6 protein-coding genes are annotated in these 7326 nt (G+C 31.1%); 2 read left to right on the forward strand and 4 right to left on the reverse strand.

The window, feature by feature from the left end; translation table 11 throughout:
• Positions 1-624: MBL fold metallo-hydrolase (locus ACMOUI_RS06575; protein WP_418964929.1), on the forward strand; the 624-nt coding region annotated here is incomplete at its 5' end.
• A 93-nt stretch (positions 625-717) separates the two neighbouring features.
• Entirely contained in the window at positions 718-1941 is a 1224-nt protein-coding gene (gene gltS, locus ACMOUI_RS06580; protein ID WP_418964930.1) for a sodium/glutamate symporter, read from the forward strand.
• A 377-nt stretch (positions 1942-2318) separates the two neighbouring features.
• Here the strand turns inward: gltS (ACMOUI_RS06580) and ACMOUI_RS06585 are convergent, their stop codons facing one another.
• The 4 genes from ACMOUI_RS06585 to gltS (ACMOUI_RS06600) all read right to left on the reverse strand — a co-directional run bounded on the left by ACMOUI_RS06585 (position 2319) and on the right by gltS (ACMOUI_RS06600) (position 7307).
• Positions 2319-3380, reverse strand: a complete 1062-nt coding sequence (locus ACMOUI_RS06585; RefSeq protein ID WP_418964931.1) for a M42 family metallopeptidase — start codon at positions 3378-3380, stop codon at positions 2319-2321.
• 16 nt (positions 3381-3396) lie between these two features.
• Positions 3397-4890 (reverse strand): ABC transporter substrate-binding protein, encoded by a 1494-nt coding sequence (locus ACMOUI_RS06590; protein ID WP_418964932.1) that lies wholly within the window; start codon positions 4888-4890, stop codon positions 3397-3399.
• Positions 4891-5282: 392 nt separating this feature from the next.
• A complete protein-coding gene (locus ACMOUI_RS06595; protein ID WP_418964933.1) occupies positions 5283-5744 on the reverse strand; it encodes a C-GCAxxG-C-C family (seleno)protein in 462 nt (153 codons plus the stop codon).
• 363 nt (positions 5745-6107) lie between these two features.
• A complete protein-coding gene (gene gltS / locus ACMOUI_RS06600; protein WP_418964934.1) occupies positions 6108-7307 on the reverse strand; it encodes a sodium/glutamate symporter in 1200 nt (399 codons plus the stop codon).
• Between the last annotated feature and the right edge of the window lie 19 nt (positions 7308-7326).

Here is a 7326-nt window from a genome sequence, read left to right on the forward strand (position 1 = left end):
TCCATAGACAATGGCATATCTTTGATTGAAAAAATATTTAATAGTGATAAAAAAATATTGGTATTTTCATCTCACAGTCATTATGATCATTATAATAAGGAGATTTTTTCTTGGAAAAATAAAAATAGAGAGATTGAGTATATTCTAAGTGATGATATTGTACCTCAAGACATAACTAAAAAATATCACCTAGTTAAAGAGGACGAGGAGATAAAAATTGATAAAGTAAAAATAAAAACCTATGGCTCAACTGATTTGGGGGTTTCTTTCTTAGTTGAGATTGATAAGATGAAAATATTTCATGCAGGCGACCTAAATTGGTGGTATTGGAAGGATGATACTGAGAGTGAAGAAAAGTATATGAGAGATTTATATCAAATGATAGTATCTAAAATTTCAATAGATAGAGATATAGATGTGGCATTTTTTCCAGTTGATCCCAGATTGGAGGAGTTCTGTTATTTGGGAGGGGAATATTTTGCAGAAAATGTAAAACCTAAAGTAATGATTCCTATGCATTTTGATAATGCTTTTTATGTAACTGGAGAGTTTAAAGAAAAAGTATTAAAGTTTGGAGTAAGAGGGATTGTAATTGAAAAGGAGAACTCATTGTTGAATATTTGATAAAAAGTATTGAGAGCATAAGCCTTGACTTTTATAAAAAAATAAAGTACATAGAGTACTAACAAAATTTTGTAAAAGCAGGGAGAGTGGTTTATGAATATATCAAATGATACTTTAGGTTTTTTAATTAGTTTTAGCATGATTGGAACTTTAGCAATTGGATTAATATCTTTATATATCGGTTTATTTATAAAAAATCGTTCAAAGTTTTTTGAAAAATTTGGTATACCAGCACCTGTTATAGGTGGGATACTATTTGCAGTAATACATCTAGTTATAAGAGAGCTAGGAATAGGAACGATAAAATATGATACGACTCTTCAGGATCCTTTTATGGTAGTCTTTTTTACTACAATAGGGATAGGATCGTCAATTAGTGCATTAAAAAGAGGAGGGAAGTTATTAATTATTTTTTGGTTATTAAGTGGTATAATGACTTTTATGCAAACAGTTATTGGAGTAGGAATAGCTAAAGCGACTAATATCCATCCTTTATATGGTGTTCTAGCAGGGTCAGTATCCATGAGTGGAGGACATGGTTCAGCTGGAGCATTTGGAAAAACAGTGGAGCAGTTAGGGGTTACAGGAGCGAGTACAATGGCTCTCTCTTCTGCCACTTTTGGTCTATTGGCAGGAGGGCTTTTGGGGGCGCCACTAGCTCTATATTTAATAAGAAAAAATAGTTTAAAAGCAATAAATGTAGTGAAAAAAGATGATATAAAATTTGAAGAAAAAGCAACTAATCAGAATATATCAGCAGACGAACTTTTAAAACATATAGCAGTTCTCTCTGTAATAATGATGATAGGAACTAGTTTTTCATCCATATTAAAATCATACTTTGATTTGGCTCTTCCATCCTATGTGGGAGCTATGTTCGTTGCAATAGTTTTCAATAATCTAAATGTTAAATACAATATAATTAAGTTAAATAGAAATTTAATCGATATGTTAGGAATAACATCTTTAAATATATTTTTATCTATGGCTTTAATATCTCTAAGGTTATGGGAGTTAGCATCTTTAGCTGTTCCAATGTTTTTAATTTTATTTGCCCAAGTATTATTTATGGCATTTTTTACAAGTCAAATTGTATTTAAAGCAATGGGAAAAGATTATGATGCTGCAGTGATGGTATCAGGAATGTGTGGATCAGGACTTGGAGCTACAACAAATGCTATGTTGAATATGGGAGAGGTTTCAGAGAGATATGGTTACACAGTAAATCCATATTTAATAGTGACTTTGACTGGAGCATTTTTAATAGATATATTCCAAATGCCAGTAATCATAGGCGCTATAAATCTATTTAAATAAATAGATACTAAAAGATGTGGTTTATTAAATCTAATTAAAGAATAAAAACTGTAAGCAAAATGTATTATAAATATATAAAAGGTCAATAATGAAACGGCGGCACAAAAAATAATTCCTAAATCGAAACATAGTTGACAAAATATTACGGATATGGTATTATTAACTGAAACCGATGATTAAGTAAATTTAATACCCCCCAAAAATTTATTTAAATCTTTTTATTTTAACACTCCCCCGTGTTATAAAAAACTTCCTTTTCCCCAAAAGGAAGTTTTTTTATTATCTACCCAATTTTAAAGATATAATAGACACTAAAAAAGAAAGGCGATTTATCCTGTCCTCACAAAATGTGGGAAAGATTTACCGCCCGAATATTATTAAAAAGTTTTTATTATATCATCATTCAGTTCTTCAAGCAGTTTTTTTCCTAAATTAATTGCATTTTCATAGTCTTTTATAGAAATATATGTATAGTGTGTATGTGCATATCTTGTTGGAATTCCTATAACAACTGTTGGAATGCTTTTTTCTGCTATATGATATTTTCCAGCATTTGTGCTACCTCCACTTCTAGCTATAACTTGAAATGGTATATTATTTTTTCTAGCTATGTTTTTTACAAACTCTTGAACTCTTGGATTTGAAACCATTCCAGCATCTAAAACTCTAAATTGTACTCCCTTACCAATAGCACCTTTTGAGGAAAAAGTATCTTTAAAAGTGTCATCAGCAGGTGAACCCTCAAAAATAATAGCAAAATCTGGTTTTATCTTATTTGCTCCTACTTGAGCGCCCCTTAAGCCAACTTCCTCCTGTGAGCTTACAACTCCCACAGGGGTAACCTGTAGCTCTTTATGCTTTATCTCTTTTAAAACCTCCATGACAATAGCGCATCCTACTCTATTGTCAAAGGCTTTTCCTCTTGCAACATCTATTTTTTTATCATGGTAAAAAGTAACGTCTGGCGTTATTGGATTTCCCACTTCTATTCCAAATAGTTCCACTGTTTCATCATATGAACTAGTTCCAATATCTATAACTAACTCCTCCATTTTAGGCAATCTTTGTCTCTCCTCTGCTGTCATAAAGTGTGGTGGCTTAGAGGAGATAACTCCTTTTATGTACTTATTTTTAAAGTTCTTTATAATAACTGAATGAGCAGGAATATTTGCAATATGCCATCCACCTAAAGGTAGAAAAGTTATAGTTCCATTGGCTTTGATGCTTTCAACCATAAATCCAACTTCGTCACTATGGCAATCTAAAGCTACTACCACTCCATTATTATCCTTATTATTTTTGATATAAAGATTATTTATTGAATCTCTTTCACAAATATATCCATCCATGTTTTTTTTAATAAACTCTATGATATCGTCTTCATGTCCTGGTGCTCCGTGCAGATTTGATAACTTTTCTAATAACTCAATTTTGTTCACTTTTACCTCCTAAAAATTAAAACTCATACTTATAGAACTCTGGATATCCTGTTGCTTCAATATTTTTTAAATTAATATTAGCTCCATAAACAACATTTCCATAATACAAAGGAATTAATGGGATATCTTCATTTAAAACTGTCTGAATCTCTTTATAATAATCTTTTCTTCTATTTATATCATTCTCCTTTCTTGCTAACTCCAAAAGATTATCTATTTTTGGATTTGAGTAAAATGTTCTATTACCATTACTTCCCATTTGACTACTATGAAGATTTGGATAATATCCATAATCTCCATCATATGTTGATGGACTCCATCCCAATATGAACATCTCTGTTTCTCCTGCTCCTGCTCTAGATAAAAAAGCTCCCCATTCCAATAACTCAATCTCTAAATCTATACCAATACTCTTTAACTGATCTTGAATTATGGTTGCTATTTGAACTCTTTCTGGACTACTTACAGATATTTTCAGCTTAGTTCCAACTAATCCATTCTCTTCTAAAAGTTTTTTTGCTTCATCCACATCATATTTTTGAGGCAAGGCTTCTGTGTCATGCCCAAAAACTGGTGGAGCTAAAAATTGATTGGCAACTTTTACTTTTCCTAGATATACAGCATCAACTATACTTTTTTTATCAATAGCTTCCGCTAAAACTTGTCTTAAAACTTTATTTGATAGAGTTGGAGATTTCATATTTAATCCTATATGAACAGTTGTTGCTGAAGGAGCTGAATATATTTTCGCTTTTCCACTTTTTTCTAGTTGTTCCCATGAAATAGGAGGAATATCTCCCGCCATATCAATTTCTCCAGTTTCTAATCCAATAACTCTACTATTCTCTTCAGGAATACCTCTTATAACAACTGTTTTTATTTTTGGACTTCCTCTATAGTAACCTTCATTTGCAACTAGAGTCATACTATCTCCCAATTCCCAACTTCCAACTTTATATGGACCTGTTGCAATTGGATTGTTAAAATAATCGTTTGGATTTTTTAAAACCTCTTTTTTATTAAGAATTGATGCAGATTTATGACTTAAATGATTTAAAAGAGGGGCAAAAGGTACTTCAGTGATGATTTGTAAAGTATTATCATCTAAAATAACAATCTCTTTGATAACCTTGTAAAGATGTGCAACTTTTGGATTTTCTTGAGCTCTTTCCAAAGTAAATTTTACATCTTCAGCAGTTAATGTATCCCCATTTGTAAACTTAACATCTTTTTTTAAAACTAACTCTAAAGTATTTTCATCAACTCTTTTATAACTCTCTACTAAACTAGGGATTACAGTAGTAGTTTTTTCATTTAGTTCAAATAATCTGTCATAGATCTGTGTAATGGCTACTTGTGAATAGTTATCCACAGCGTTATGTGGATCTAAAGTTTTAGGCTCACTCAGCTGTGCAAATACGAGTTTATCTCTTTTTTCAGTTTTACTTTCACCACATCCTCCCAAAAAAATTAAACTTAATATTAGAAGAATCAAAGATAATTTTTTCATTATTAACCTCCCCAAAAGTATTTTATATGATAATACTATTTTTTGTTATGAAAATCAAATTTTATTTTTTATAAAAATAAAAACAAATTACAAAAATAAAAAAAGTTGGATATAAAATAGTCCAACTTTTTTATTTTACTAATACTTTTGAGTTGTAGTTTTAGATGCTCCGCCCATCTCCATATCTAAAGAGGAACAAGACGTAAGCCCTAAAATTAAAGTTCCCAGTACAATAATTAAACTTAGTATTTTCATAGAATACCTCCTTAATTTATTTTATCTTGATATGCTATTATTCGTTAATTTTAGAGTATTTCCTTAATCCATGATAGAGATAACTTTATTATATAGATTTTTTAGAACTTAAGTAAGCTTATCTCAGATATTCCATATTAGTCAATAACTTTAAGCCCTAACTCTCTAGCAATAATAGTTGCAGCAACTTCAGCAACCTCTCCCGTAAATGATATACATTGCTCTTTATGTTCTTTTGCTCCCATATCCATTCCATGAGTTAAAACTTTACAACATAGAACCTTATGATTTTTTTTAAACTCCTCTTGTAATTCATAAGCTAGTTCAAGATTTTTATTAACTTTTGGATCTCCACCCTTAGTTCTACCAAAGAAATAGCTAATAGCCATTACACCTCCACTTACAGCTCCACAAACACACTTTGACTTCCCAATTCCAACAGGGAATCCTGATGCCACAGCGATTAATGCCTCAGGCATTTCAGGATCAATATTATTTCTAATAGAGTTAACTATTGCTTCTGAACAAAAGAAATCCCCCAATCTATATGCCTCTTCTGCATCAAACTTAACTTTTTTAATACTTATTTCTCTATTCATTGTTTTCACTCCTTTTTCTATATAGATTTAATTTTTTTAAAAGTTTCTATCAAAACTATTTCTTTAAAAGAATATATGTATATATTTCCTTCAAAAATTTTCTCAGGGTAATCTTTTCAGTTCCTTGTGACAAATTATTGTTTATTTTAACATTTTATAGATGAAAAAACAAAGTCTAAAATTTTAAAACCAATAATGAGGAGCAGACTCAGCTACTTATTAAGTTAAAGGAGTGTGGAATGAAGACGGAGAAATAAAGAGATAATGGAAGTATTTAATGGATTTGTAAATTTGTTAAAAAGGACCAACTTCAAAAATAAAAACTTTTAAGTCAGCCCTATTAATTATTAAGTAAATTTTTTATTATCCAAATATATTCATGAAAACAGTTATTATTGAAGCGTTTACAAAATCAATAAATAGAGCTCCAACTAGAGGTAAAACGAAAAATGCTGTTGGTGATGGACCATTTGCAGCGGTAAAAGACTCCATATTTGCCATTGCATTGGGAGTAGCTCCCATACCGAAACCGCAATGTCCAGTGGCGATAACAGCGGCATCATAATCTTTTCCCATAGCTCTAAAAGTTACAAAGTATGCATATAGTGCCATCACAAGTGTTTGAACTAGTAAAATAACAACTAATGGAACAGCAAGAGCAGCAAGCTCCCATAATCTCATTGACATCAATGCCATAGCTAAAAACAGTTGAAGAGCGATATTTCCTATAACATTAACTGTATGAAGAGGTAGCTCTCCACCTTTTGAATCTACAACATTTCTTACAAGAGCAGCAACCAACATAGGACCAATATATGCTGGTAAAACAACACCTACTTTTCTTGCTAGACTATTTACAATACCTCCAATTCCCATGGATACAACAATTAAAACGACAGATTCAAAAATTGATTCCTCTGTAATAGTTTCTTTTTTAACGTCAACTGTTTTAGAATCTCCCTCAACGATAAACTCTTCCTCTTTATGACCCACTAAATTATATTTTAACATCAATCTTTTTCCAACAGGACCACCTATAAGACAACCAGCAACCAATCCAAAAGTAGCAGATGCTATTGCAACTGACATCGCGCCAGTTGCACCGGCAGCTTCAAGAACAGGACCAAAAGCACCAGAAGTACCATGTCCCCCAGTTAAAGGGATTGAACCTGCAGCTATTCCTAATAGAGGGTTTAAGTGAAAAAATTTAGCTAGATGTATACCTATAAAATTTTGTATTATTACTAGACCACTAGCAGCTCCTAGAAAAATTAGGACTTGTATACCTCCTTTTTTTAGCAGCTTAAGGCTTGCTAAAAATCCTATTGTTGTAAAAAATGCAATCATTAAAAGATTTTTTAGCTCTCCTTCAAAAGAAAAGACAAAGGTATCAGTATTTTTACCTATTAATGTAAAGATTGAAAATATAACACCTCCAATTACTGGAGCAGGAATAAAGTATTTATCAAAAAAATATACTTTTTTCTTAATCCAACGACCAATAATCAATAAAATTACAGCTATTGCCAAAGTTTCACTCATATTAAATGTGTATTCAAACATATATAACCTCCTGAAAACC

Origin of the sequence: Cetobacterium sp., from assembly GCF_048470075.1 — a bacterium.
Taxonomy (GTDB): domain Bacteria; phylum Fusobacteriota; class Fusobacteriia; order Fusobacteriales; family Fusobacteriaceae; genus Cetobacterium_A.

Coding starts and splice junctions, on each gene's coding strand:
- gltS (WP_418964930.1), top strand. CDS start 718: ATGAATATATCAAATGATACTTTAGGTTTTTTAATTAGTTTTAGCATG.
- ACMOUI_RS06590 (WP_418964932.1), bottom strand. CDS start 4,890: ATGAAAAAATTATCTTTGATTCTTCTAATATTAAGTTTAATTTTTTTG.
- ACMOUI_RS06595 (WP_418964933.1), bottom strand. CDS start 5,744: ATGAATAGAGAAATAAGTATTAAAAAAGTTAAGTTTGATGCAGAAGAG.
- gltS (WP_418964934.1), bottom strand. CDS start 7,307: ATGTTTGAATACACATTTAATATGAGTGAAACTTTGGCAATAGCTGTA.